Raw genomic sequence first — 23600 nt, 5'->3', positions numbered from 1 at the left:
TGCTCGCTAGGATCGGCCGAGAACACACCGCTGCAAGGGAGCTGCATGCCGGATAGCCCTCTTTTCTTCCTCCGTGAGAAGGCGACCCTCGACGCGCTCGATGCACTGTCCTCCGCGGACGAACTCGTGCTCTACTGCGGCGCGGGGGTCAGTATCGACCGGACCGGTCTCTCCTGGACGCGACTGCTGCAGCAGGTGTTCGAGGAAGCGGCTCGCCATGGACGGCCCCATCGGGAGCGTCAGCTCAAGGCGATCGACTTTCTCTTGTCACATCTCAGCGAAGAGGAGCAGCGCGCGTCGGTCATCACCGAGTACTTCACGGAGGGCAAGCCGGAGGTCGCGAACGACCTGCTGACGAGCATCCTGCAGCGGGTCCTCTACGAGGACAACGGATGGAGCGAGGGCTCTCTCCTCGCGAACCTGGCTCGGCTCGCGCTGGTCGCCTCCCAGCGACTGCGCAAGGTGACGGTCATCACGACGAACTACGACGTTTACCTCGAAGAGGAGTTCTCCACAGCCGTCAAGGAGATCGCCGCGCGCGGTGGCGACGAGATCCCTGGACTCGAGAGGCTGGTCTCCCCGGAACAGCCTTCGGACGATGAGTGGACAGTGCAGGAGATGATCGCTCCGATCGGTACCGAGGCGATGGTGAGGATCGTCTACCTCCATGGACGGGTAGCCCGTCCCGGCCAACCCACGGAGGGCACGATCGTGCTCGACGAGTTCAGCTACGCCCGCTCCCACGCAGCCGTCACGCGAGTGCTGCGCGAGTACCTGACCGACAGCGCCATGCTCGCGGCAGGCGCCAGCGTCACGGATGCGCCGCTCGTCCAAGCGCTCGCCCTCACCAAGACGGCCGATTCCATCACACGGCGCTTCGCCCTGATTCCCTCAGCAGCAGCACTCGACCCGAGCACGTACAACACCGGCTATGTCGCCGTCGGAGGTGTCGAGAAGGAGCTGACGCAGAAAGACGTCGACGAGATGGTCGGCGGTCGCGGCGCGCACCTCGGAATACACCTGTTGCACCCGCTCAGTCATGCGCAGACAGCTCAGTTCGTCAAGGAACTCGACCTGGCGATCCGCTTGCATCGAAGTCCGTCCACCCGCCGATATCGCGACGTGTCCACCGGCATCAGCTACGAGGCACGCCTCGCGTCGTGGATCGACGAGTGGGGGACCAACTCGCCGACGCCGCACGCGGCGTACGAGACGCTGGTTCGGGCGCTTCACGACGACATCTCCGTGATCCTCGGCGGAACTGCCGTCGAGAACCAGTCTCTGCGCCTGGAGACGTGGGTTCGGATCAACCCGACCGCCCGAAACCGCACTCTCACTCTCTACGCCAATTCCACCGGTCCCCTCCATGACCAGCACATCCTGCGCCGGGAAGAGGTTCGCGCGGACGCACCGAATGCGTCGATCAGCACCTTCCTGCAGGGCCGTCCGCAGCTGCTTGCGCTCGACGAGCTGGGCCTCCGGGAGAACGATGCCTCACGATGGAAGACCTTCTTCTGCGTTCCGCTCTCGCTGCTGATCGAGCGAGCAGTCGACGGTGCTCCTTACGCCGCGTCAGTCCCGACGGGCGTGATCACGCTGGCCGGCCTTGAGGATGCCCACCTGATGGACCGCTTCCATGGGCTCTCCCTCGACGACATCGATCGACTGAAGGAGGCGATGACAGCAGCTGGAACGCAGGTGCTCCGACCTCGACCGTAAAAGCGGCCGCGACTCGAGCGAGAGGGGACCTACGCCGGACGCCTGATCTGGTCGGACATGCTCGCGCTCACGTAGTAGCCGAGCTCCCGCTCATGCTCACGATCGTTTACCGCCGCTGCACGCGCTGCGACCTCGGCCAGCTTGCGCTCTCGTACCGTCAGTGCACCCGACTCACGCGTCGCCGTTTCCGCCATCGTCGCTCCCTCAGTCACCGACAGCCCATCACCGACGGGCCCACTCGATCTCCTAGAGAGTGTAGACGGCGGCGCCGACATTCCGGGGACGTGGCAAGGCCCGACACCGTCAGTCCTCGGGCGAAGGCGAGAAGCAGACGCCCGCGGGCACGCCGGAACGCCGAAGAGGCCGCCCTGCTGGACGGCCTCTTCGGCGGAGCTCGAGGTGTGCGACGACGACCGGTGGTGGAGATGGGGGGAATCGAACCCCCGTCCATCGCTGTGATTCTGCGCCTTCTACGGGTGTAGCCGATGAGAGCGTTCTGCTCGGCCCCGACCGTTACCATCGGCGCATCGGTCGACGGGCCCAGCCCGAGTGCAAGTCCCGCGTCGCCCTCAGGCGTAACGACGCAGCAAGTCCTCTAGATGACGCCAGGATCCGGGGCGAGGACGCACCCACGGGCTGACGGACTATCTACTCTGGCTTAGGCAGCGAGAGCGAAGTCGGTGCGCTTCTGTTCGGCACCTGTGTTTTCCAGAGATCGTTAACGAGATAACCCTGGATCCTCGACCCGCTTCTCGCAGTTTCGCAGGCAATGTCGAAACCGATCATCCCCGCGAGCACTCCTGTGGAGTGGGTCGTCGTCGCACACTGTTGAGTTACAAGGATTCAGTCTACCCCGCCTCGCGAGCGCTCACGCGGCGGCGGCGCAGATCGAGCAGCCCGAGCACGAGCGCCAGCGCGATCAGCCCCAGCGTCACGAAGTAGCCGTTGCGGAAGGCGTCGTGGTAGCGGTCGAGCCCCTCCGCCATCCCCTGCTCGCTCGCCAGCGTCGCGAAGAAGACCGCCGAGGCGCAGGCGGTGCCGACCGCCGTCCCCACGCGCTGACCGAGCTGTCCGACCGAGCCGGCGACGCCGCCCTGCGCGGGAGAGATCTCGGCCAGGGTGAGGGTCTGGTTCGGCGAGACGACGAATCCGCCGCCCGCTCCCGCGACCAGCATCGCCGCTCCCATGCCGTACGCCGCGGTCTCGGCCGGCAGCAGCTCGGCGGCGAGCAGCACGAGGGTGAAGCCGATGACGACCAGCACGATGCCGAGCACGACCAGCGCCCGGCCGTAGGTCTGCACGAGCTTGCCGCCGTACCAGGCCGTCACCGCCGAGGTCAGGGCGAACGGGATGCTCACCATGCCCGCGAAGACGGGTGCCAGCCCGAGCCCCTGCTGCAGGAACAGCGTCGTCAGCAGGAAGGTCGCCGGGATGGCGGCGAAGTACGACGTGGCGACGAGGATCCCGTTGCGGTACGAGCTGGTGCGGAAGATCCGGAAGTCGATCACCGGAGTCCGCCCGAGACCCGCGTAGTGCGCCTCCCACTTCACGAAGGCGAAGGCCGCTGCGGCCGCCAGGAGCAGCCAGAACCACCGGAACGGCGAGTCGGAGGAGCTCCCCGTCGTCAGGAGGAACGGGAGCATGAAGGCGAAGATCGCGACCGCGAGCAGCAGCAGGCCGACGGGGTCGAGGGAGGTGTCGCCGTCCGGCTTCCGGTGCGTGCGCGGCAGGAGCCGCCAGGCGAAGGCGAGCGCGACCACTCCGAGCGGGATGTTCATCCAGAACAGGAGGCGCCAGCCGTCCTCGTCGCCGCCGATCGCGATGAGGAGCCCGCCGAGCGTCGGCCCGAAGGCGGTCGACAGGCCGATCACCGCGCCGAACACGCCGAACGCCCGAGCCCGCTCCGCGCCGGTGAACATCTGCTGCACCAGCCCGAGCACCTGCGGCATCTGGATGCCGGCCGCGACGCCCTGGAGGAACCGCGCCACGACGAGGATCTCGATGCTGGGCGCGATCGCGCAGAGCAGGCTCGTCACCGTGAAGGCGGTGAGCCCGATCAGGAAGAGCAGGCGCCGGGAGCGCAGGTCGCCGAGGCGGCCGGCCGGCACGAGGGCGAGACCGAAGGCGAGCGCGTAGCCGGCCACGATGAGCTGCAGCTGGCTCGCGTCGGCCGACAGCGCCTTCTCGATCGAGGGCAGGCCCACGTTGACCTTCGAGAGGTCGAGGATGGTGATCGCCGCGACCGCCACGCTGATGGCGAAGGCGCGCCAGCGGATCTTCTCGTCGGCGGGACTGAGGGCGTTCTCGGAGGCGGTCACGGGCTCCAGTGTCGCAAACCCGCAGACGTCGCGCAGACGGTTGCGCCGGAGCGCCTAGTCGCCGAGGCGGCGACGCGTCGACATCGCGCGGTCGGCCTCGCGACGGTCCTGGCGCTCCCGGAGCACCTGGCGCTTGTCGTAGTCCTTCTTGCCCTTGGCCACCGCGAGCTCGACCTTGGCCTTGCCGTCGCTGAAGTAGAGCGAGAGCGGGATCAGCGTGTACCCGCCCTCCTTCACCTTGTTGTGGATCTTGAGGATCTGCGCCTTGTGCAGCAGCAGCTTGCGCTTGCGCCGGGGCGGATGGTTCGTCCAGGTGCCGTGCGCCCACTCGTTGATGTGCACCGCGTCGAGCCAGGCCTCACCGCCGTCGACGAAGGCGTAGCCGTCGACGAGCGACGCACGGCCGGCCCGGAGCGACTTGACCTCGGTGCCCGAGAGCACGAGACCCGCCTCGTAGGTGTCCTCGATGAGGTAGTCGTGGCGCGCCTTGCGGTTGGTCGCGACGACCTTCTGACCCTGTTCCCTGGGCACGGCGGCTCCTCTCCGAGAGCGACGATGGGCTGCCCCGATCGAGGCAGCCCATCAGTATACGGCCGTGCGGAGCGGTCAGACCCGGAGATACCTGGCGATCGCCACGTTCGCCGAGATCGCGGCCAGGACGATGCCCACCACCACCAGGATCGGGAGGACGATCAGCGCGTCGTCCAGCCCCACGAACGAGGTCAGCGGGATGCGGTACGCCAGGAACCCCTGCACGAAGAACTGCACGATCGCGATGACCGCGACTCCCGCGAGGATCGATCCGAGCAGCGCCGCGAACACGCCCTCGAGGATGAACGGGGTCTGGATGAAGCGGTTCGACGCCCCCACGAGCCGCATGATGCCCAGCTCCCTGCGTCTCGAGAAGGCCGACAAGCGGATCGTCGTCGCGATCAGCAGCACCGCCGCCACCAGCATCAGCACCGCGATGCCGATCGCCGTGTAGCTCGCCGCGTTCAGGATCGAGAAGATCTGGTCGAGGTACTGCCGCTGGTCGGTGACGCTCTCGACCCCCGAGACGCTCGAGAGGCTCTCGACGATCACGTCCGACTGCGTCGGGTCCTTGAGGTTGATCCAGAAGGTCTGGTTGAGCAGGTCCGGAGTGACGTACTCGGCGACCGGGTTGCCGGCGAACTGCTGCTGGAAGTTCGCGTAGGCCTGGTCGTGGTCCTCGAAGTAGGACTCGTCGATGTAGGGCGCGAGGGTGGCGCCGTCGAGCTGCGCCTCGACCGAGTCGATCTGCTCCTGGGTCGCGTCGCTGCCGCTGCAGTTCGAGCCCCCGGAGGTGGCGGTGCACATGTAGACGGCGACCTGCGCCTTGTCGTACCAGAAGTTCTTCATCTGGCCGATCTGCATCTGCAGCAGGATCGCGGTGCCGACGAAGGTGAGCGAGATGAAGGTCACCAGGATGACGGAGACGACCATCGAGACGTTGCGTCGGAGGCCGCTCGAGACCTCCGACCAGATCAGTGCGAATCTCACTTGACGGGTCCTACGTTCTGCTGGTCGTCCCCGGTCTCGTCGCCGTCCTCCCGCGCGGCGCGCAGGCCCAGGCGGGCCGCGAGCGACTCCTCCGGGAGCGCGCCGGTGTCGGCGGGGAGGTAGATCGGGCCGGTCTGGCTCGCGAGCTCGACGACGCGCGGTGCCTCGGGGGCCTCCGGCGCGGGGGGTGCGGGGAGGACGGGGTGCGCCGCGGTGACGTGCGACTCGGGGGCGTTGGCCGAGCGGCGTCCCTCGGGGACGACAGGCTGGGCGGCCGTCTGCGAGAGGCGCGGCCGGGCGAAGGACCCGCCGTGCGGGTCGGCCGCCGTGGGGAGCGCGGGGGCGGGGCGACGCAGGTCGAGCTCCGGCACCTCGGCGGGCGCGAGCGCGCTCTCGGTGATGACCGGGATCGACGTCGTCTCGGCGACCTTGTGGTCGTCTGCCGCGACGACGACGACGCCGTCGTGGACCACGGTGATGCTCTCGGTCTGGCCGTAGCCGCCCTGGCGCTCGTCGCGGATGATGCTGCCGGCCGAGAGCTCGATGACGCGGCGCTTCATCTGGTCGACGATGCCGGCCTCGTGGGTGGCCATGATGACGGTCGTGCCGCCGGCGTTGATCCGCTCGAGGAGCGCCATGATGCCGGCGCTGGTGGTCGGGTCGAGGTTCCCCGTGGGCTCGTCGGCGAGGAGGACGGCCGGCTTGTTCACGACCGCGCGGGCGATCGCGACGCGCTGCTGCTCGCCTCCGGACAGCTCGTGCGGCAGGCGCGACGCCTTGCCCGCGAGGCCCACCATCTTGAGCGTGTCGGGGACCGCCTCCTGGATGTAGCCCTTCGACTTGCCGATCACCTGGAGGCTGAACGCGACGTTGTCGAAGACCGACTTGTTGGGGAGCAGGCGGAAGTCCTGGAAGACGACGCCCATGTTGCGGCGGAAGTAGGGCACCTTGCGGCTCGAGATCTTGCCCAGGTTCTGCCCGAGCACGTGGATGGAGCCGGAGGAGGGCCGCTCCTCCTTCAGGATCAGCCGGAGGCAGCTCGACTTGCCGGAGCCCGAGGCGCCGACGAGGAAGACGAACTCGCCCCGGAGGATCTCGAGATCGATGGCGTTCAGGGCGGGTCTGGTGCCGCCCCGGTACTGCTTGGAGACGTTGTCGAAGCGAATCATGTCGTACCGAGGGTAAACGACGATCTCGGAGAGTCGGCCGAGCCGGCCTGCGGCGCGTCGAGCGGCCCGCGGTGCCGCGGTGCGATCAGGCCGACTTGCGCCAGCGGATGCCCGCCGCGATGAAGCCGTCGATGTCGCCGTCGAAGACGTGCGACGGATTGCCGACCTCGTGGTCGGTGCGGAGGTCCTTGACCATCTGGTACGGCGCGAGCACGTAGCTGCGCATCTGGTCGCCCCAGCTCGCGGTGATGTTCCCCGCGAGCTCCTTCTTGGTCGCCGCCTCCTGCTCCTTCTGGATCAGCAGGAGTCGCGACGCCAGGACGCGCATGGCCGCCGCGCGGTTCTGGATCTGGCTCTTCTCGTTCTGCATCGACACGACCGTCCCCGTGGGGAGGTGGGTGATGCGCACCGCGGAGTCGGTCGTGTTGACCGACTGGCCGCCGGGGCCCGAGGAGCGGAAGACGTCGACCCGGATGTCGTTGTCGGGGATCTCGACCGCGCCGGCCTCCTCCATCAGCGGGATGACCTCGACCGCGGCGAACGAGGTCTGGCGCTTCCCCGCCGCGCCGAAGGGGCTCATCCTGACCAGGCGGTGCGTGCCCGCCTCGACCGAGAGGGTCCCGAAGGCGTAGGGCGCGTCGATCTCGAAGGTCGCCGACTTGATGCCGGCCTCCTCCGCGTAGCTCGCGTCCATCACGGTCGCGCTGTACTTGTGCTTCTCGGCCCAGCGGAGGTACATCCGCATCAGCATCTCGGCGAAGTCGGAGGCGTCGACGCCGCCGGCGCCCGCGCGGATCGTCACGACCGCCGGGCGGTCGTCGTACTCGCCGTCGAGCAGCGTCTGCACCTCGAGCTCGCCCATGATCTTCTGCAGGGCGCTGAGCTCGGCGATCGCCTCCTGCTCCGACTCGGCGTCCTCGGCCTCGTTCGCCATCTCGACCAGCACCTCGAGGTCGTCGAGGCGTCGCTCGATCGACGTGACGCGGGCCAGCTCCGACTGGCGGTGGCTCAGCGCGCTCGTGATCTTCTGGGCGGCGTCGGTGTCGTCCCAGAGGTCGGGCGCACCCGCCTGCTCGCTCAGGTCGGCGATCCTCGAGCGGAGCCCCTCGACGTCGATGACGGCTCGGATGTCGGCGAAGGTGGAGCGGAGAGCAGTGATCTGCTCGGTGAAGTCGTTGTCCAGCATGGTGGATCCAGCCTAACGGGGACGATGAGAGCGGGCGGGGCGCTGCTCCGACCTAGCATGGAGACGGTGACCGTCCCCGCAGAGCGCCCGTTCCCCGTCGGCCCGCTCCTGCTCTCCACCTTCCTGCCGACGCTGCTGTTCTCGGTCGGCGAGGGCGCGATCATCCCCCTCCTCCCCGCCGCGGCGGGCGATCTCGGCGCGACGCTCGCGCTCGCGGGCCTGGTCGCCGGGATGATCATGATCGGCGAGCTCGCGGGCGACATCCCGAGCGGCTGGATCGTCTCGCGGATCGGCGAGCGCGGCGCGATGCTGAGCGCCTCCGCCGCCTCGATCCTCGGGCTGATCGTCTGCCTGCTCTCGACCTCGTGGGTCGGGCTGACGGTCGGCGTCTTCATCATCGGCCTCGCGACGGCGGTGTTCGCGCTCGCGCGGCACGCGTTCATGACGTCGTTCGTCCCGATCACCCACCGCGCCAGGGCGCTCAGCGCGCTCGCGGGCGCCTTCCGCGCCGGCTGGTTCGTCGGTCCGTTCGTCGCGGCGGGCGTCGTGCACCTCACCGGCTCGGTCGAGTCGGTCTTCTGGGTGCACATCGTCTGCTGCGTCGCGGCGGTGGTCGTGCTGCTCCTGGTGCCCGACCCGGCGACCGTGCTGCGCCGGGCGCAGGCGGCCACGGCCGACCTCTCCCCCGATCCCGTCCCCGTCCCGGAGGCGTCGCCCGGCCTCGTCCGCACGCTGCGCGAGCACCGCGGCGTCCTCGCCCGCATGGGGACCGGCGCCGCGGTAATCGGCGCGCTCCGGGCGAGCCGCACCCTGATCCTCCCGCTCTGGGCGGTCAGCATCGGGATCGCCGACACGCAGACCGCGATCATCATCGGCATCGCCGGCGGGATCGACTTCGCCCTGTTCTACGCAGGCGGCCAGCTGATGGACCGCTTCGGCCGCGGCGCGACGGCGATCCCGTCGATGATCGGGCTCGGGCTCGGCCACCTGATCCTCGTGCTGACGCTCGTCGCCGCCGATCCGGTGCCCTGGTTCGTCGCGGTCGCCTGCGTCCTGGCGCTCGCGAACGGCATCGGATCGGGCATCCTCATGACGATCGGCGCCGACCTGGCGCCTCCCGACGACCCGGCTCCGTTCCTCGGCGCGTTCCGCTTCACCGGCGACGCGGGCAACGCGGCGGCGCCGATCATCGTGTCGGCGCTCATCGCCGCGGTCTCGCTGCCCTTCGCCGCCGGAGCGATGGGAGTGCTCGGTCTCGCCGGTGCCGCAGCGCTCGCCCGATGGATCCCGCGCTACATCCCTCACCGCAGGCCGCTCCTAGACTGAGTCGCGCACTCGCGGGAGTGGTGGAATGGCAGACACGCAGGATTTAGGTTCCTGTGCCGAGAGGCATGTGGGTTCGAGTCCCACCTTCCGCACGACGTTCTCCCGCCCCGGAACACCAGGGGCTCGACCGGTACGCTGAGCGCGGTCGCGCCCGGTGCTCGGAGCCGACCGGCATCGATCGACTGGAGAACCGTTGAACCACGCCGCCCTGATCCCCTGGCTCGACCCGGAGACGATCCTCACCTCGTTCGGGCCGTGGGGCGTCCTGGTGGTGTGCATCATCGTCTTCGCCGAGACCGGTCTGCTGATCGGCTTCCTCTTCCCGGGCGACACCCTGCTCATCATCACCGGGCTCCTTGCGCACGAGGACGCGGCGAACGGCGGCCTCGGCGTCCCGATCTGGCTGATCTGCCTCGCGATCGGCTTCTCCGCGTTCCTCGGCGGCGAGGTCGGCTACCTGATCGGCCACAAGGCGGGCCCGCGCATCTTCGAGCGCAAGGAGTCGGGCTTCTTCAGCATCGAGAACGTCAAGCGCACCAACGCCTTCTTCGAGCGCTTCGGCGGCTTCGCCGTGATCCTCGCGCGATTCGTGCCGATCGTGCGCACCTTCGCGCCGATCGCCGCGGGCGTCGCGCACATGAACTACCGCAAGTACAGCCTCTACAACCTCATCGGCGCCCTGCTCTGGGGCAGCGGCGTCACGCTCCTGGGCTGGCTGCTCGCCTTCATCCCGCCGGTCGCCGACTTCGTCTCGCACTACATCGACGTGATCCTCATCGGCGCCGTGGTCCTGGCGATCGTGCCGACGCTGTTCCACTTCTTCCAGCAGCGCCGCAAGGCCCGCCTCGCCACCGACAAGGAGACCGACTCCACCGAGTCGGCCGCCTACGTCCTCGACCAGGACGCCCTGGACGACAAGCGCCCCAAGCACTGACGACCCCCACGAGAGGTCGCTCGGGTCCGCCTCCCTCGGCGTGCGGCGTACCCGGGAGCGTCTCGCAGTGAGCGTCAGGACAGGCGCGACTCCAGCGCGACGAGCTCGGAGCGCAGGGCGGTGAAGGCCCGGGCGCGGTGGCTGCGGGCGTTCTTCTGCTCGGGCGCGAGCTCGGCGGCGGTGAGGGAGCCCGACTCGGGGACGAAGACCGGATCGTAGCCGTGGCCGTTCGTGCCGCGCGGGGCCGTCGCGATCGCGCCGTCCCAGCGGCCCTCGACGACGATCTCCTGGCCTCCCGGCAGCACGGAGTCGGGCACGACGAGCGCGATCGTGCAGCTGAAGTGCGCCGCGCGGTGCTCGGCTTTCACGTCGGCGAGCTGGGCGAGCAGCAGCTCGAGGTTGGCCCGGGCGTCGTGCGCCCTGCCCGACCAGCGCGCCGAGAAGATCCCGGGGGCGCCGCCCAGCACGTCGACGCAGATCCCGGAGTCGTCGGCGAGCGCAACGAGGCCGGTGTGCGCCGCGGCCGCCCGGGCCTTGATCAGCGCGTTCTCCGCGAACGTGACGCCGTCCTCGACCGGCTCGGGCCCGTCGTAGGCCCGAACGCCGACTCCCGGCAGCGCGCCCGCGAGCATCGCGCGGAACTCCTCGACCTTGCCCGCGTTGTGGGTCGCGAGGACGAGATCGAGGCTCACGCGCGGGGCCCCGGCTCCGCGGCGAGCGCCTCCGCCTGGATGCGCGCGAGGTCGGCGGCACCGCCGACGGCGAGGTCGAGCAGCGCGTCGAGCTCGCGGCGGTCGAACGGCGCGCCCTCCGCGGTGCCCTGGACCTCGACGAAGAGGCCGCGGCCCGTCACGACGACGTTCATGTCGGTCTCGGCGCGCACGTCCTCGACGTAGGCGAGGTCGAGCATCGGGACGCCGTCGATGATGCCGACCGAGACGGCGGAGAGGCTGTCGATCAGCGGCGTCGCCTTCTGGCCGACGTACTTCTTGCCGCGGGCCCACTCGATGGCGTCGACCAGCGCGACGTAGGCGCCGGTGATCGCCGCCGTGCGGGTGCCGCCGTCGGCCTGCAGCACGTCGCAGTCGATCACGATGGTGTTCTCGCCGAGCGCCTTCATGTCGACCACGGCGCGGAGGCTGCGCCCGATCAGGCGCGAGATCTCGTGGGTGCGCCCGCCGACCTTGCCCTTGACCGCCTCGCGGTCCATCCGGGAGTTGGTCGAGCGCGGCAGCATCGCGTACTCCGCGGTGACCCAGCCCTTGCCCTTGCCCTGGAGCCAGCGCGGCACGCCGTTGGTGAAGGAGGCGGTGCAGAGCACCCGGGTGTTCCCGAACGAGACGAGGGCCGAGCCCTCGGCCTGCGTGCTCCAGCCGCGCTCGATGGTGACGGTGCGCAGCTCGTCGGCCGCGCGGCCGTCCTTGCGCTTCACGGCCGGCTGGGCGGAGGTGCTGTCGGTCACTGGGGACTCCCTGTCTGTCGCGCGGCCCGGTCGAGCTCGCGCAGATTGATGGTGCCGGTCTCGACGAGGTCGACGCTCGAGACCTCTGGGCCGAGGAACCGGCGGGCGAGGCGGACGAAGTCGCTCGATCCGGTCTCCTCCCAGCGGTAGCTCGGCGGAGCGGAGGCGGTGCGCTGCAGGCCGTGCGCGACGAGCGTGCGGTAGACGTCGAGCGCGGTCTCCTCGGCGCTCGACACCAGGCGCACGTCGGGGCCCATCACGTAGGCGATGGCGCCGCGCAGCAGCGGGTAGTGGGTGCAGCCGAGGACGAGCGTGTCGACTCCGGCCGCCTTGAGCGGCGCGAGGTACTCCTCGGCGAGCGCGAGCAGCTCGTCGCTCCAGGTGATCCCCGCCTCGACGAACTCGACGAAGCGCGGGCACGCCGCGGTGACGAGCTCGAGGTCGGGGGCCGCGACGAAGGCGTCGTCGTAGGCGCGGGAGCGGATCGTGCCGACCGTGCCGATCACTCCGACCCTGCGGTTGCGGGTGTCGCGCACCGCGCTGCGGACCGCCGGCTGGATGACCTCGACCACGGGGATGCCGCGGCCGATCGTGTAGCGCTCCCTGGCGTCCCGCATCATCGCCGCCGAGGCGGTGTTGCAGGCGATCACGAGCAGCTTCGCGCCCTGGTCGACCAGCGTGTCGAGCGTGTCGAGGGCGTACGCGCGGACGTCCGCGAGCGGCTTCGGACCGTAGGGCGAGTGCGCGGTGTCGCCGAGGTAGACGATCGACTCGTTCTGCAGCTGGTCGATCACCGAGCGGGCCACGGTGAGCCCGCCGACCCCGGAGTCGAAGATGCCGATGGGTGCGTCCGTCACAGGAGACGAGCCTACCGGCGGGCTCGTGGAACACTGATCGGATGGATGCGACGTCGTTCCTCACCGACCGCTACGAGCTCACGATGGTCGAGGGCGCTCTCGGCAGCGGCACCGCCGACCGCCGCTGCATGTTCGAGGTGTTCGCGAGGAGCCTGCCGCCCGGGCGCCGCTACGGGGTCCTCGCGGGCACCGGCCGCCTCCTCGAGCTGATCTCGCGATTCCGCTTCGGCGAGCCGGAGCTCGACTGGCTGCAGGAGAACCGCGTGGTCGACTCCCGCACTCTCGACTGGCTCGCGGACTACCGCTTCGGCGGGGACGTCTGGGGCTACCGCGAGGGCGAGGTCTACCTTCCCGGCTCCCCCGTGCTGATCGTCGAGGCGCCCTTCGCCGAGGGCGTGCTGCTCGAGACCCTCGTGCTGAGCGTCCTCAACCACGACAGCGCCGTCGCGAGCGCCGCCGCGCGCATGGTGTCGGCCGCCGACGGCCGCCCGCTCGCCGAGATGGGATCGCGGCGCGCCGGCGAGCGCTCGGCGGTCGCCGCGGCCCGCGCCGCCTACATCGCCGGATTCGGAGCGACGTCGAACCTCGAGGCGGGCCGCAGCTGGGGCGTGCCGACCATGGGCACGTCCGCGCACGCCTTCACCCTCCTGCACGACTCGGAGGAGGCGGCGTTCCGCGCGCAGGTCGCAGCCCTCGGGCCCGGCACGACGCTCCTCGTCGACACCTACGACGTGACCGCCGCGGTCGACCTGGCCGTCCGCGTGGCGGGCACCGGCCTCGGCGCCGTGCGGATCGACTCCGGCGACCTCCCGCAGCAGGTGGCCGCCGTGCGCGCGCAGCTCGACGCGCTCGGTGCGACCGGCACGAGGATCACCGTCACCAACGATCTCGACGAGTACGGCATCGCCGCGCTCGCCGCCTCGCCCGTCGACTCCTACGGCGTCGGGACCTCGGTCGCGACGGGCTCCGGCCACCCGACGGCGGGCATGGTCTACAAGCTCGTGGCGCACGAGGACGACGCGGGCGAGTGGGTCGCCGTCGCCAAGAAGTCGATCGCGAAGGCGTCCATCGGCGGGCGCAAGGCCGCCGGCCGCCTCCTCACCGAGGACGGCATCGCCGTCGAGGAGGTCGTGCACGTGGGCGCGGGGCCGGAGGGCGCCGTCGGCGAGGATGAGCGGGCGCTGCTCGTGCCGCTGATCGACGACGGGACGATCCTCCCGGACCACCTCGGACCGGCGGGCGTGCAGGCCGCTCGCGAGCACCACGCCAATGCTGTGCTCGAGCTGCCGCAGGACGCCCTGCGTCTGGGCCGTGGCGACCCCGTGCTGCCGACGCGCTACGCCTGAGGCGCGCCCTACTTCATCCGGGCGTAGATCTCCTTGCAGGCCGGGCAGACCGGGAACTTCTCGGGGTCGCGGCCCGGGAGCCACTTCTTGCCGCAGAGCGCACGGACGGGCTTGCCGGTCATGGCGCTCTCGAGGATCTTGTCCTTCGGGACGTAGTGCGAGAAGCGCTCGTGATCGCCGGGCTCGACGGTCTCCTGGTTGAGGAGCTCCTCGAGCTCGCGGTCGAGGGTGGCGGTTCCTCCGCCGCCCTCGAGGGGGTCGGTGCTGCTGTTCTCAGGCCGGGTCGTCATGCGGAGGATTCTACGCGCGCTCCCTCGGAGCGACTCCGGGCCGCGGCTCAGTAGCGGCTGGTGAACGAGACCAGCTCGGCCGCTCGGCGGTCGAAGAGCGCCCCGCCGAGCAGGACGCCGAGAACGAACACGACCACCGCGCTGCCGAAGCCGGTGAGCACCGCCGTGGACACCGCCTCCGGATCGACGAAGAGGGCGCGGAGGGCGAGCACCACCGTCGGCGCCGCCAGCAGCAGCCCGAGCCCGAAGGCGAGCGCCTGGGGACCCGCGCCGCTCGCGCCGGGCGCCTGCGGCTGCACGAACGCGCTGTCGCCGGGCCGCGGCGCCGGGTAGGCGAGCCGCGCCGACACGGCGCTCGCGACTCCCGCGGGCACGAGCAGCAGGCAGGTGTTGGCCGCGAGGAGCACCGGGAAGGAGCCGTCCAGCCCCGAGGTCGCACTGCTCACCAGCGAGCCGAGCAGGACGATCGGCAGCCCGAGCAGGAGTGTGGGGAACGCGCGGCCGAGGCGGTCGGCGCGGCCGCGGACTCCGGCCGCCACGTGCAGCCAGAAGGCCGATCCGTCGTAGGCGACGTCGTTGTGCAGGAACCAGCCGAGGAACAGCACGACGAGCGGCACCGGGAGCAGCGACAGCAGCGGGAAGGGCACTCCGACGACCGCCAGCAGCACGAGGGTCACGACCGGCAGGAGCGGCACGGCCACGAGCGACGCCTGGTAGCGCGGGTCCCGCGCCCAGTAGGTGATGCTGCGGGCGGCGATCGCCCCGGCGGGCGAGGCGGGGAGCACCTCGAACCAGCCCAGCCGGACCCCGCGCGCCGGGCGGTGCGTGCGCTCCGGACGCTCGGTCAGCACCCGGACCACGAGCCACCACACGGCCGCCGCGACGACGAGCGTGAGCAGGGCGACGAGGAGGGACGGGACGGGGTCGCCCGCAGCGGCCGCCGGGGCGATCGCCCAGGCGGCACCGAGAGGAGTCGCGCCGAGCGCCGAGGCGAGACCGTCGAGCACCCGCGAGCCCGCGCCTCCCCAGTCGAGTCCCGTGACCAGGACGAGGGCGACGGGCACCGCGAGGATCAGGACGAGTCCCAGTACCGCGAGCAGCTCCCGCGCGGTGCGCGAGGGCACGAGGGCGGCGGAGGCGGCGAGGCCGATCCGCGCGAGGAGGGCGCTCGTGAGCACCCCGAGCAGCGGACCGAGCACGCCGAGCGCGCCGGCGCCCGGGAAGAGCGGGACGAGCGCCCCGCCCAGCACGGCGAGCGCGAGCACCGGCGCCGAGATCAGCCCGGCCAGGGCCAGGGCCGCCGCGAGCCGGACGCTCGGGATGCCGAAGAGCCGGAACGCCCGCGGATCCATCGGGTCGACCGGGCCGAGCAGGAACGGCAGCGCGAGGAACGCGAGCGTGAGCAGCGATCCGCCGACCACCACGGCGTCGGCCGCGAGTCCGCTCGCGGGCTCGAGCGCGCGGAGCCCGGCGAGCAGCCCGGCCGTGGCCGCGACGACGACGAGCACGCCGAGCAGCACACCGGCGGTCGACGCGGGTCCGGAGCGGAACGCCCCGAGGAGGACGTCGAGCCTCAGCCGGAGAAGTCGTGCAGCCACTGCAGCCCCTCGGCGATCTGCTTGCCGCCCGCGAGCTCGAGGAAGCGCTCCTCGAGCGTCGCGGTCCCGGCGACCTCGGCGACCGATCCGGAGGCGAGCACCTTGCCGCCGACGATCACGGCGACGTCGTCGCAGACGCGCTCGATGAAGTCGAGGCCGTGACTCGAGAGCACCACCGTGCCGCCCCCGGCGACGAAGCGCCGGAGCACGGTGATGACCGCGGCCGAGGAGACGGGGTCGACCGACTCGAAGGGCTCGTCGAGCACGAGCACCCGCGGAGCGTGGATCATGGCGCCGGCCAGCGCGACCTTCTTCGCCATGCCGGCGGAGTAGTCCGAGATCAGGCGCTCGAGAGCGTCGGTGAGGCCGAGCGCCCCGGCGAGCTCGGCGATCCGCTGCTTCGCCGTCGCGCGGTCGATCCCGCGCAGCGCCGCGGCGTAGTAGAGGAACTGGGCTCCGGTGAGCCGGTCGAAGAGCCGGAGGCGGTCGGGCAGGACTCCGATGAGCCGCTTGGCGGCGGCGGAGTCCTTCCAGACGTCGACGCCGTGCACGAGCACCTGGCCGGTGTCGGGGCGGAGGAGCCCCGTCATCATCGAGAGGGTGGTCGTCTTGCCGGCGCCGTTGGGCCCGATGATGCCGCAGAAGGTGCCGGCCCTGACCTCGAGGTCGATGCGGTCGACGGCGACGGTGCGGCCGAAGGTGCGGGTGAGTCCGCGCAGCGCGAAGACGACGGGGGCGGCGACGGGCGCGCCCCCCTCCTCGACGACCTGCGGCTCTCCGGCGATCGCGGGCTCCCCCGCGACCTCCGGCTCCTCCGTGGTTTCGGGCGCCTCGGCGATCGACGGATCCGCGGGCGGAGCAGCCTCGCGCTCGGATTCCTCGGCGTTCGTCGCGGACGTCATCCGGCTACGGTACCAACTCGCTCGCAGCCCGACAGGAGCGCATCGGGGCCTCGCGACACGTCGAGACGTCAACCACCCTGGCCTGAGCGAGCCGGAACTGTACACTAAGCAACGACCCAGGGAGCAATCAGATCGATACGCGGCGGTTAACACGAGGAGAAGACATGACGACCCACTCGGATTCACGTAGCAGCACGGGCGGTATCCCCGCCTCGGTCGTCATCCTCGCCGCCGGAATGGGCAGCCGACTCGGCCGGTCCCTCCCGAAGCCGCTGACCCCGCTCAGCGACGGCCGCACGATCATGCAGCAGCAGTTCGACAACATCCACCACGCCTTCGGAGCGAAGACGCCCGTGAGCATCGTGGTCGGCTACAAGCTCGAGCACATCATCGAGGCGTTCCCCCAGGCATCGTTCGTCTACAACGAGCAGTACGACCAGACCAACACCTCGAAGAGCCTCCTGCGCGCCCTCCAGGCGTCGGGTCAGGGCGGCGTGCTCTGGATGAACGGCGACGTCGTCTTCGACCCCCGCATCCTCGACCGCACGAGGGCGCTCATCGCGAAGGACACCTCCTTCGTCACCGTCAACACCGCGAAGGTGTCGGACGAGGAGGTCAAGTACACGACGAGCGCCGAGGGCTACATCGACCAGCTCTCCAAGACCGTCCGCGGCGGCCTCGGCGAGGCGGTCGGCATCAACTACGTCTCGGCCGCCGACAAGCCCGCGCTGATCCGCCACCTCGCCCGCGTGGACGCCCAGGACTACTTCGAGCGTGGCCTAGAGTTGGCGATCGAGCAGAACAGACTGCTCGTCGAGCCGATGGACATCTCCGACCTCTACGCCGTCGAGGTGGACTTCGCCGAAGACCTCGAGCGCGCGAACCTCTTCGTCTGACGCTCCCGGCTCCTCCGGCTCGCACAGGCGGGTCGGACGGTCGGGAGGAGTCGCGCGGGATGAGCACACCAGCAGCGCCGGACACCTCGGCCGAGACGGCCGTCCGCCACCGTCGCTCCAGGGCGTGGCGCTACCGGCACTCGCTGTGGCTGCTCACCCGGCGCGACCTGACCGTCCGCTACGCCACGAGCGCTCTCGGCTACTTCTGGTCGGTCCTCGACCCGCTCGTGATGTCGGGGATCTACTACTTCGTCTTCACGGTGGTCTTCGACCGCTCGGTCGGCGAGGACCCGTACATCGTCTTCCTCCTCGCGGGGCTGCTGCCGTGGATGTGGTTCAACCAGGCCACCTCCGACGCCACGCGCGCCTTCCTCAAGGAGGCGAAGCTCGTGCGCTCGACCTCGATCCCGCGCACGATCTGGGTCGGGCGGATCGTGCTCTCGAAGGGAATCGAGTTCGTGGCGAGCATCCCGGTGCTCGTCCTGTTCGCGGTGCTCGCCGGTGCCGAGGTGACTCCCGCCGTCCTGCTCTTCCCGGTCGCGATCGTGCTGCAGGCGATCCTCACCCTCGGGGTCGGCCTCCTGGTCGCTCCGCTCGTGGTCTTCTTCCGCGACCTCGAGCGCGTGATCAAGCTGGTGCTGCGCTTCCTCTTCTACGCGTCGCCGATCATCTACTCGACCGCGAACCTGCCCGTCGGGATCCAGCCGTACGCGGCGCTCAACCCGCTGAGCGGGATCTTCGCGCTCTACCGCTCCACCTTCTTCGCGAGCGAGCTCGACCTGCCGCTGATCCTCACCTCCGCGCTGATCTCGGTGCTCCTGCTCGTCGTCGGCCTGATCGTCTTCCGCCGCTCCGAGCGCGCGGTCCTGAAGGAGCTGTGATGGCGTCGTCGGCGACCGAGAATCCCGTCGTCATCGCGTGCCGCGGTCTCGGGATCAGCTTCCGCCGCAACCGCCGCGGGCGCCGCTCCTTCAAGGACCTCTTCGCCGGCCGCTCCCGGCGCTCCCGCCCGGGCGAGTTCTGGGCGCTGCGGGGGCTCGACGTCGAGGTGCGCCAGGGCGAGGCCATCGGGGTCGTCGGGCGGAACGGCCAGGGCAAGTCGACCCTCCTCAAGCTGGTGGCGGGAGTCGTGCTGCCCGACGAGGGCGTCGTCGAGGTGCGCGGCGGAGTCGCTCCGCTCATCGAGATCACCGGGGGCTTCGTCGCCGACCTCAGCGTCCGCGAGAACGTCTACCTGACGGCCGGGCTGCACGGCATGTCGCGGCGCGAGGTCGACGACCGCTTCGACTCGATCATCGACTTCGCCGAGATCGGCGACTTCCTCGACACCCCCTACAAGCACCTCTCGAGCGGGATGAAGGTGCGGATCGCGTTCTCGGTCGTCTCCCGCCTCGAGGAGCCGATCATCCTGGTCGACGAGGTGCTCGCGGTGGGCGACAAGGCCTTCCGCGAGAAGTGCTACGCCCGCATCGAGGAGCTCCTCGCCGCCGGCCGGACGCTGTTCTTCGTCTCGCACAACGAGCGCGACCTGCGGCGGTTCTGCACCCGCGGGCTCTACCTGGACAAGGGCCGACTCGTCCTGGACGCACCGATCGAGCAGGTTCTCGCCCGTTACGCTGAGGACTACGCGCCGAAACCGCAGGCCGCCGCCGACTGACCCCGGTGCGCCGTGCCGCCCGCGGTCGGCAGACGACGCAGGAGTTGCAGGACATGGCCGACCGCAAGCGCAAGCGCGACCTCGAGAAGCGGATCGACGACACGTCGGGATCGGAGGCGCAGGTCGAGAACGCCCAGCTGGCCCGGATGCTCGATCGACTGCTCGCCGTGCAGCGCCCCGCCGTGCTGGCGAACATCCGCGCCCTGCGCCGCCGCCGGCCGAACGCGACTCCGGAGCAGCTGATCACCTCGCTCGAGCGCCAGTACCTCGCGAGCGTCGCCGCAGGAGGCGCGGCGATCGGCGCGACCGCCGTCGTCCCCGGGATCGGCACCGTCACCTCCGTCGCTCTGTCGGGGGCGGGCGCCGCCGGGTTCCTCGAGGCGAGCGCGCTCTTCGCGCAGTCGGTGACCGAGGTGCACGGCATCCGACTCGAGGATCCCGAGCGCGCGCGGGCGCTGGTGCTCACACTGATGATGGGATCCTCCGGGAGCGAGCTGGTCCGTCAGGTCGCGGGCCAGGCGGTCGGCGGCGGGGCGGGCCTCAACCAGTACTGGGGCTCGGTCGTGACCAAGGGCCTGCCGTCCTTCCTCGTCGGCGAGATCGCCGATCGGGCCAAGCGCTCCTTCACCCGGCACTTCCTCACCCAGCAGGGCGCAGGGCTCGTCGGTCGCGCCATGCCGTTCGGCATCGGCGCGGCGATCGGAGGCGTCGGCAACGCGATGCTCGGCCGCCGCGTCGTGCAGAGCGCCCGCGACGCCTTCGGACCCGCGCCGCGCGTCTTCGGCAACGCCCTCGTACTCGAGCCGACCCGCGCCGAGCGGAAGGCCCTCGCGGCCGGTCCCGCCGAGCCGCTCCAGCTCTACGTCCGCGACTACGGCGGAGCGGGCGAGCGCGTCGCACTGCTGCTGCACGGCCTCGCCTCCGACTCGCGCGTCTGGTACGCCCTCGTCCCGGCGCTGCAGGAGCACGGCTACCGCGTGATCGCGCCGGACCTCGCCGGCCACGGCGGTTCGCCGAAGTCGCCCACGTACTCCCCCGAGCGCTGGGCGGGCGACGTCCGCGCGTCGGTCCTGCAGACTCCCGACCTGATCATCGGCCACGGACTCGGCGCGGTCGTCGCCGCGCAGCTCGTCGACTACCGGCCCGAGCGGCTGATCCTGCTCGACCCCGCGTTCTCGGATGCGCGGGGGCTGGGTGGGGCGCTGCACCGCGCCGGCTCCCTCGCGCGGGTCGAGAAGGGCGACGCCGACGAGGTGCGCCGCCGCCACCCGATCTGGACCGACGAGCAGATCGAGCTCGACGTCTCGGCGCACCGCCTCTGGGATCCGGCATCGGCATCAGGCCTGACCGCGAAGGACGCGGCGGACGCCCCGAAGGGCTTCACCGTGCCGACGCTCGCCGTGCTCCCCGAGGACCCGCTGGGCCACGCGTCGCTCGCCTCGGTGCTCTCCGACCGCGGCGTCGAGGTGCGCGCGATCCCCGGCAGCGGGGCGTCGATCCTCCGCGAGGACCGCGCGGCGCTGCTCGCGGCCCTCGACGACCGGATCTGACGGCGCGGTTCGCCGCGGCCAACCGCCCGACCACCCGTCGGCGGGCGGCATCCTCGCCGATCGAGTAGCCCGCGCAGCGGGCGTATCGAGATCCACGTCCGTCAGAAGGCCGGGCTTGCAGACCTCCCTGCTGACGCTGGTGGGTCTCGATACGCCGCCTGCGGCGGCTACTCGACCAGCGAGCTTGCGGCAGTCCTCTCCCAGAGGCTCCACCAGCGTCAGAAAGCCAGTCCGCCCCCTCCCCGCTGATCGAGTAGCCCACGCAGCGGGCGTATCGAGATCCACGTCCGTCGGAAGGCCGGGCGTGCAGACCTCCCAGCTGACGCTGGTGGGTCTCGATACGCCGCCTGCGGCGGCTACTCGACCAGCGAGCTCGCGGCAGTCCTCTCCCAGAGGCTCCACCAGCGTCAGAAAGCCAGTCCGCCCCCTCCTCGCTGATCGAGCCCGCAGCCCGCGCAGCGGGCGTATCGAGATCCACATCCGTCGGAAGGCCGGGCGTGCAGACCTCCCTTCTGACGCTGGTGGGTCTCGATACGCCCCTGCGGGGCTACTCGACCAGCGAGCTTGCGGCAGTCCTCTCCCAGAGGCTCCACCAGCGTCAGAAAGCCAGTCCGCCCCCTCCTCGCTGATCGAGCCCGCAGCCCGCGGAGCGGGCGTATCGAGATCCACGTCCGTCGGAAGGCCGGGCGTGCGGACCTCCCTTCTGATGCTGGTGGGTCTCGATACGCCCCTGCGGGGCTACTCGACCAGCATGCAGCAGGCGGCGGCTAGTCCTTCTTCGCGCGGGCGGCGGCCTTCGCGGCCTGCTTCGTGGCGCGGACCTTGGTGAGCGACTCCGGGGAGACGATGTCGGCGACCGAGCGGAACGAGTCCTCCTCGCCGTACGCACCAGCCGCAGCACGCCAGCCCGCGCCGTCGAAGCCGCACTGCTTGCCGAGCAGCGCCACGAAGATCCGGGCCTTCTGGTCGCCGAATCCGGGCAGCGCCTTGAGGCGCGTGAGCACGGCGCGCCCGTCGGGCTCGTCGCGGGTCCAGATCGCGGAGGCGTCGCCACCCCACTCATCGACGATCGCGCGGCAGAGCTCCTGCACCCGACCGGCCATGCTCGCCGGATAGCGGTGGACCGCCGGCGGCGTGCGGCACAGCTCCGAGAACGCGTCCTCGTCGAACGAGGCGATCGACGCCGCATCGAACGAGGAGCCCTCGGCGGCCAGCCGCTGCTCGATCTTCAGCGGGCCGGCGAACGCGGTCTCCATCGCGACCTGCTGGTCGAGGAGCATGCCGATCAGGAGCGCGAGCGGATCGCGGGTGAGCAGCGCGTCGGCGTCGGCGTCGTCGGTGATGTGCAGAGCGGGTGCGGCGGTCATCCCTCAGGGATACCACGGACGCCCGAGGACCCGGGCACGAGCCGGCGGACCGTGCGGTCGAGGATGTCCAGCGCCTCGGACAGCTCGAGATCGCTCGCACCGCCGTAGCCGAGCACGAGCGCCTCCTCGCCGGCCCGCCCCGAGAGGGCGTACTCGTGCAGGGTCGCGACCAGCAGACCCTCCTCGAGGAGCGCCGCCGCGATCTCGCAGGCCGGGAGCGGCACCGTGAGGACGACGTGCAGCCCGCCGTCGAGGCCGCGTGCCGACCCCCAGTCGACGCCCTCGGCGAAGCGGCGGACCAGCTCACGACGGTGGGCGTAGCGCCGACGGGAGCGGGTGAGGTGGCGCCGGAACGCTCCGTCGGCCATGAAGGCGGCGAGCGCCTCCTGCGTCGGCCCCGAGACCGAGGCGTCGCGCTCGGCGTCGAGCTCGGCGAGCGCCGGCCGGAGCCACGAGGAGGCGGGCAGCGCGAGGTAGGCGACCCGCAGCCAGGGCGAGACGGTCTTCGAGAACGAGCCGACGTGCGCGACTCCGCCCGCCGTGTCGAGGGAGGCGAGGGCGGGCAGCGGGGCGCCGACGTAGCGGAACTCGCTGTCGTAGTCGTCCTCGATCACGAGCATCCGGCCAGCTGAGGAGCGGCGGACGAGCTCGAGGCGGTCGGCGAGCCCGAGCCGCCCGCCCGTCGGGTACTGGTGCGAGGGGGTGACCACCACGACATCGGCGCCCGCTCCGTCGAGCGCCGCCAGGTCGATCCCGTCGCCCGACACGGGGACGCCGACGACCTCGTGCCCCTCGGCGCGGAGCCGCCGCCGGACGGCGGGATAGCCCGGGTCCTCGACCGCCACGCGGACCGGCCGGCCCAGCGCACCGGCCGCCGCCCGGGTGAGCAGGGCGACCGCGTCCGCCGTCCCGCTGGTCACCACGATGTCGGCGGCCTGCACGGCGAGGCCGCGCGAGCGCCGCAGCTGGTCGGCGATCTGCTCGCGGAGCCCGGGGTCGCCTGTCGCGACGGGGAGAGCGGAGGGCGGCGCGGCGAGGGCCGGCCGCCAGGCGGCGCGCCACTCCGGGGTGTCGAGTCCGCGGGTGTCCGGGCGACCGGGGCGCAGATCGAGCCGCGGCCGCGTGCCGACGGCGGGCGGCGCGTCCGGAGTCGCCCGCCGCGCGGCCGGCGGGACGACGACGCCGTCGGTCGCCACCGAGACCGCGGCGCGGGGCCGGGCGACGAGGTACCCCTCCCCCACCAGCTGATCGACCGCGGCGACGACGGAGCCGCGCGAGACGCCGAGCTGCTCGGCGAGCACACGGCTCGACGGGATCGGATCGCCGGCCCGGTAGCGCCCGTCGAGGACCGCGGCCCGCAGCGCCTCCGCGAGCGTCGCCCGGACCCTGCCTCGCGCGGCCGGCCCGTGAAGCAGCGGACTCTCGAGATCTCCCGACGCCACCGACTCCCCCGATCTGGACCACTCGAATAGTCCTGTGCTGGCATTCTGACAGATCCAGAG

The 23600-nt window shown here is 71.1% G+C and carries 21 protein-coding genes, 1 tRNA gene and 1 other RNA gene; 9 read left to right on the top strand and 14 right to left on the bottom strand.

Annotation, left to right across the window (positions count from 1 at the left end; all coding sequences use genetic code 11):
* The first annotated feature begins 45 nt into the window (after positions 1-45).
* Positions 46-1719: an SIR2 family protein gene (locus GRS96_RS08930; protein ID WP_159988290.1), complete on the top strand. Its 1674-nt coding sequence runs from the start codon at positions 46-48 to the stop codon at positions 1717-1719.
* A gap of 417 nt (positions 1720-2136) precedes the next feature.
* Here the strand turns inward: GRS96_RS08930 and ssrA are convergent.
* The 6 genes from ssrA to prfB form a co-directional block, all read right to left on the bottom strand.
* Positions 2137-2509: a transfer-messenger RNA gene (gene ssrA, locus GRS96_RS08925) on the bottom strand.
* A gap of 58 nt (positions 2510-2567) precedes the next feature.
* A complete protein-coding gene (locus tag GRS96_RS08920) occupies positions 2568-4037 on the bottom strand; it encodes an MFS transporter (protein WP_235022098.1) in 1470 nt (489 codons plus the stop codon).
* A 54-nt stretch (positions 4038-4091) separates the two neighbouring features.
* Positions 4092-4568: an SsrA-binding protein SmpB gene (gene smpB / locus GRS96_RS08915; protein WP_159858852.1), complete on the bottom strand. Its 477-nt coding sequence runs from the start codon at positions 4566-4568 to the stop codon at positions 4092-4094.
* A gap of 75 nt (positions 4569-4643) precedes the next feature.
* Positions 4644-5558 carry a permease-like cell division protein FtsX gene (gene ftsX, locus GRS96_RS08910; RefSeq protein WP_159988289.1) on the bottom strand — a complete coding sequence of 305 codons (915 nt, stop codon included), beginning with the start codon at positions 5556-5558 and terminating at the stop codon, positions 4644-4646.
* On the bottom strand, positions 5555-6727 hold the full coding sequence (gene ftsE / locus GRS96_RS08905) for a cell division ATP-binding protein FtsE (protein ID WP_159858823.1): 1173 nt from the start codon (positions 6725-6727) through the stop codon (positions 5555-5557). Before ftsE ends, ftsX begins: the two co-directional genes overlap by 4 nt.
* A gap of 85 nt (positions 6728-6812) precedes the next feature.
* Entirely contained in the window at positions 6813-7913 is a 1101-nt protein-coding gene (prfB, locus tag GRS96_RS08900) for a peptide chain release factor 2 (protein WP_159858820.1), read from the bottom strand.
* 66 nt (positions 7914-7979) lie between these two features.
* On the opposite strand from prfB, the gene GRS96_RS08895 reads away from it, so the two are divergent.
* From GRS96_RS08895 to GRS96_RS08885, 3 genes are all read left to right on the top strand, one after another.
* Positions 7980-9239: an MFS transporter gene (locus GRS96_RS08895; RefSeq protein ID WP_236553599.1), complete on the top strand. Its 1260-nt coding sequence runs from the start codon at positions 7980-7982 to the stop codon at positions 9237-9239.
* 11 nt (positions 9240-9250) lie between these two features.
* Positions 9251-9331 (top strand) — tRNA-Leu (locus tag GRS96_RS08890).
* A 101-nt stretch (positions 9332-9432) separates the two neighbouring features.
* Positions 9433-10173 carry a DedA family protein gene (locus GRS96_RS08885; protein ID WP_159988287.1) on the top strand — a complete coding sequence of 247 codons (741 nt, stop codon included), beginning with the start codon at positions 9433-9435 and terminating at the stop codon, positions 10171-10173.
* 74 nt (positions 10174-10247) lie between these two features.
* Here GRS96_RS08885 and rdgB read toward each other — a convergent pair whose 3' ends face one another.
* From rdgB to murI, 3 genes are read right to left on the bottom strand one after another with little or no spacing between them, the layout of a single operon-like run.
* Positions 10248-10865 (bottom strand): RdgB/HAM1 family non-canonical purine NTP pyrophosphatase, encoded by a 618-nt coding sequence (gene rdgB, locus GRS96_RS08880; protein WP_159988286.1) that lies wholly within the window; start codon positions 10863-10865, stop codon positions 10248-10250.
* Positions 10862-11635, bottom strand: coding sequence for a ribonuclease PH (gene rph, locus GRS96_RS08875; protein WP_159858808.1), 774 nt, complete (start codon positions 11633-11635; stop codon positions 10862-10864). The genes rdgB and rph overlap by 4 nt, the downstream gene beginning before the upstream one ends.
* The gene (gene murI, locus GRS96_RS08870) at positions 11632-12492 is read right to left on the bottom strand and encodes a glutamate racemase (RefSeq protein ID WP_159858805.1); all 861 of its coding nucleotides are present in this window, start codon (positions 12490-12492) and stop codon (positions 11632-11634) included. Before murI ends, rph begins: the two co-directional genes overlap by 4 nt.
* A 41-nt stretch (positions 12493-12533) precedes the next feature.
* On the opposite strand from murI, the gene GRS96_RS08865 reads away from it, so the two are divergent.
* Positions 12534-13838, top strand: coding sequence for a nicotinate phosphoribosyltransferase (locus GRS96_RS08865; protein ID WP_159988285.1), 1305 nt, complete (start codon positions 12534-12536; stop codon positions 13836-13838).
* 8 nt (positions 13839-13846) lie between these two features.
* Here the strand turns inward: GRS96_RS08865 and GRS96_RS08860 are convergent, their stop codons facing one another.
* Genes GRS96_RS08860 through GRS96_RS08850 form a run of 3 tightly spaced genes read right to left on the bottom strand, consistent with a single transcriptional unit; the run spans position 13847 to position 16628 of the window.
* Positions 13847-14128, bottom strand: a complete 282-nt coding sequence (locus GRS96_RS08860) for a DUF3039 domain-containing protein (protein ID WP_159858799.1) — start codon at positions 14126-14128, stop codon at positions 13847-13849.
* 47 nt (positions 14129-14175) lie between these two features.
* Positions 14176-15726 carry an ABC transporter permease gene (locus tag GRS96_RS08855; RefSeq protein WP_159858797.1) on the bottom strand — a complete coding sequence of 517 codons (1551 nt, stop codon included), beginning with the start codon at positions 15724-15726 and terminating at the stop codon, positions 14176-14178.
* The gene (locus tag GRS96_RS08850; RefSeq protein WP_159858794.1) at positions 15702-16628 is read right to left on the bottom strand and encodes an ABC transporter ATP-binding protein; all 927 of its coding nucleotides are present in this window, start codon (positions 16626-16628) and stop codon (positions 15702-15704) included. The genes GRS96_RS08855 and GRS96_RS08850 overlap by 25 nt, the downstream gene beginning before the upstream one ends.
* 203 nt (positions 16629-16831) lie before the next feature.
* On the opposite strand from GRS96_RS08850, the gene GRS96_RS08845 reads away from it, so the two are divergent.
* The 4 genes from GRS96_RS08845 to GRS96_RS08830 are packed head-to-tail and all read left to right on the top strand — an operon-like array spanning position 16832 to position 20731.
* A complete protein-coding gene (locus tag GRS96_RS08845) occupies positions 16832-17524 on the top strand; it encodes a phosphocholine cytidylyltransferase family protein (RefSeq protein ID WP_159989280.1) in 693 nt (230 codons plus the stop codon).
* Positions 17525-17583: 59 nt separating this feature from the next.
* On the top strand, positions 17584-18405 hold the full coding sequence (locus GRS96_RS08840; RefSeq protein WP_159858791.1) for an ABC transporter permease: 822 nt from the start codon (positions 17584-17586) through the stop codon (positions 18403-18405).
* Entirely contained in the window at positions 18405-19181 is a 777-nt protein-coding gene (locus GRS96_RS08835) for an ABC transporter ATP-binding protein (protein WP_159858786.1), read from the top strand. Before GRS96_RS08840 ends, GRS96_RS08835 begins: the two co-directional genes overlap by 1 nt.
* Before the next feature lie 53 nt (positions 19182-19234).
* Entirely contained in the window at positions 19235-20731 is a 1497-nt protein-coding gene (locus GRS96_RS08830; RefSeq protein ID WP_159988284.1) for an alpha/beta fold hydrolase, read from the top strand.
* A gap of 767 nt (positions 20732-21498) precedes the next feature.
* On the opposite strand, the gene GRS96_RS08825 is transcribed toward GRS96_RS08830, so the two are convergent.
* Together GRS96_RS08825 and pdxR are read right to left on the bottom strand one after the other, a co-directional pair.
* Complete coding sequence (locus tag GRS96_RS08825; RefSeq protein WP_159988283.1) at positions 21499-22098, bottom strand: HhH-GPD-type base excision DNA repair protein; 600 nt, start codon at positions 22096-22098, stop codon at positions 21499-21501.
* On the bottom strand, positions 22095-23540 hold the full coding sequence (gene pdxR / locus GRS96_RS08820; RefSeq protein WP_159988282.1) for a MocR-like pyridoxine biosynthesis transcription factor PdxR: 1446 nt from the start codon (positions 23538-23540) through the stop codon (positions 22095-22097). The genes GRS96_RS08825 and pdxR overlap by 4 nt, the downstream gene beginning before the upstream one ends.
* Positions 23541-23600: the final 60 nt, after the last annotated feature.

The sequence above is a fragment of the Rathayibacter sp. VKM Ac-2803 genome (assembly GCF_009807175.1).
Classification (GTDB): domain Bacteria; phylum Actinomycetota; class Actinomycetes; order Actinomycetales; family Microbacteriaceae; genus Rathayibacter.
Note: the sequence above shows the minus strand (reverse complement) of the source record. Positions and strands in the feature narration are given on the sequence as shown.

Bases quoted from the DNA above. Each gene is read 5' to 3' on its own strand.
- GRS96_RS08825 (WP_159988283.1), bottom strand. From the start codon at position 22,098: ATGACCGCCGCACCCGCTCTGCACATCACCGACGACGCCGACGCCGAC.
- GRS96_RS08850 (WP_159858794.1), bottom strand. From the start codon at position 16,628: ATGACGTCCGCGACGAACGCCGAGGAATCCGAGCGCGAGGCTGCTCCG.
- GRS96_RS08835 (WP_159858786.1), top strand. From the start codon at position 18,405: ATGGCGTCGTCGGCGACCGAGAATCCCGTCGTCATCGCGTGCCGCGGT.
- prfB (WP_159858820.1), bottom strand. From the start codon at position 7,913: ATGCTGGACAACGACTTCACCGAGCAGATCACTGCTCTCCGCTCCACC.
- GRS96_RS08830 (WP_159988284.1), top strand. From the start codon at position 19,235: ATGGCCGACCGCAAGCGCAAGCGCGACCTCGAGAAGCGGATCGACGAC.
- GRS96_RS08860 (WP_159858799.1), bottom strand. From the start codon at position 14,128: ATGACGACCCGGCCTGAGAACAGCAGCACCGACCCCCTCGAGGGCGGC.
- GRS96_RS08930 (WP_159988290.1), top strand. From the start codon at position 46: ATGCCGGATAGCCCTCTTTTCTTCCTCCGTGAGAAGGCGACCCTCGAC.
- ftsE (WP_159858823.1), bottom strand. From the start codon at position 6,727: ATGATTCGCTTCGACAACGTCTCCAAGCAGTACCGGGGCGGCACCAGA.
- GRS96_RS08865 (WP_159988285.1), top strand. From the start codon at position 12,534: ATGGATGCGACGTCGTTCCTCACCGACCGCTACGAGCTCACGATGGTC.
- GRS96_RS08840 (WP_159858791.1), top strand. From the start codon at position 17,584: ATGAGCACACCAGCAGCGCCGGACACCTCGGCCGAGACGGCCGTCCGC.